This window comes from Actinotalea sp. JY-7885, assembly GCF_014525465.1.
In the GTDB taxonomy this organism is placed as follows: Bacteria; Actinomycetota; Actinomycetes; order Actinomycetales; family Cellulomonadaceae; genus Actinotalea.
This window is the reverse complement of sequence record NZ_JACEXH010000314.1, coordinates 1-1465: the sequence shown is the minus strand read 5'-3', so window position 1 is coordinate 1465 and position 1465 is coordinate 1. Positions and strand designations below refer to the sequence as shown.

1 protein-coding gene is annotated in these 1465 nt (G+C 78.6%); it reads left to right on the top strand.

What is annotated here, in order from left to right:
* On the top strand, positions 1 to 1465 hold a 1465-nt coding region (locus IDM29_RS16670; protein WP_255500385.1), incomplete at both ends, for an FtsK/SpoIIIE domain-containing protein.

Genomic DNA, 1465 nt, shown 5'->3' with positions numbered 1-1465 from the left:
CGGTGCGGCGCACCGCCGCTCGGGCCGCCCCGCGCCCCGCAGGCCGTGGCTGCCGCCGCTGCCGACCGAGCTCACCCTCGCCGCCGGCCCGGACGGCCGCGTCGTCGTCGGTCCCGACGCCGGGGACGAGGCGGCGGTCCCGGGGAGCACGCCCGACGCGGTGACCTTCGAGCCGGCCCCGGGCCGCCTCGTCGTCGGGCTCGTCGACGTCCCGTCCCGCCAGCAGCAGGAGCCGTTCGTGCTCGACTACGCGCGCACCGGCCACGTCCTGGTCTTCGGCGCGTCCGGCAGCGGCAAGACGGAGCTCCTGCGCACGGTCGCCGTCGCCGCGACCGTGTGCGAGGAGGCGGCTCCCGCACTCGTCTACGCGATCGACGCCGGGGGCGGCGGGCTGAGCGTGCTCGACGCCCTGCCGTCGGTGGGCTCCGTCGTCGTCGAGCAGGCCGCCGAGCGCGTGCAGCGGCTCATCCGGATGCTGCACCGCACGGTCGTCGAGCGGAACGGCCTGCTCGCGGCCCGGGGCGCGGCCGACCTCGGGGCGCTCCAGGCCCAGGGCGTGCTGATCCCGCGCGTGCACCTGCTCGTGGACAACCTGCCTGCGCTGCTCGAGCAGCTCGAGGGGGGCGGCGCGCTGCGGCGCGCGCACGTCGACCAGCTCGTGACGGTGCTCCAGGAGGGGCGTCGCTGCGGCGTGCACGTCACCGCGACGACGCCGCGCCGCACGGGCGTGCCGAGCGCGATGCAGGCGGCGTTCGGCGAGCGCCTCGTGCTCCGCATGACGACGCCCGACGACTACCAGATGCTGGGCGTGCCCGACGGCGTGCTCGACGCCGACTCGGCGCCGGGTCGCGGCCTCCTCGGGCGCCACGAGATCCAGGTCGCGAGCATCGGCGGAGCGGGGACGCCCGCGCAGGCCGGGCTCGTCGCCGAGCTCGCGGAGCGGTGCGGGCAGCGCTACGCGGCCTCGCCGGCCGTCGTCGTGCCCGCGATGCCGACCCGCATGCCCGCCCGGCTCGTGCCCGCGCCCGTCGCCGACGAGATGTGCCTGGGCGTCGACGCCGAGTTCGCGTCGGCGGTCACCCTGCGCCTCGCCGAGGGGCCCCTGCTGGTCACGGGCCGCGGCGGCAGCGGCCGGACCTCGTTCCTGCTCGGCCTCGCCGAGCTCGCGCGCCGGTCCTCGCGGCCGCCCGTGCGCACGGTGCTCGTCGGTCCGCGTGCGGGCGCGGCCGACGCCCGCGACGTCGACCTCGTGCTCGACGACCCGGCCGCCGTCGCCGCGTGGGTCGACGAGCTCCTCGCGGCCTCCCCGGCAGGGACGTGGTCGCTCGTCCTGCTGGACGACTGCCACGAGTGGGAGCGGGGCTGGGAGTCGGGCGACGCGCGCCGCGCGGCCGCCGAGGCGCTCGCCCGCCTCGTCGACGCCGCCCGGGGGCTCGGGATCGCCGTCGTCGTCGCGACGGACCCC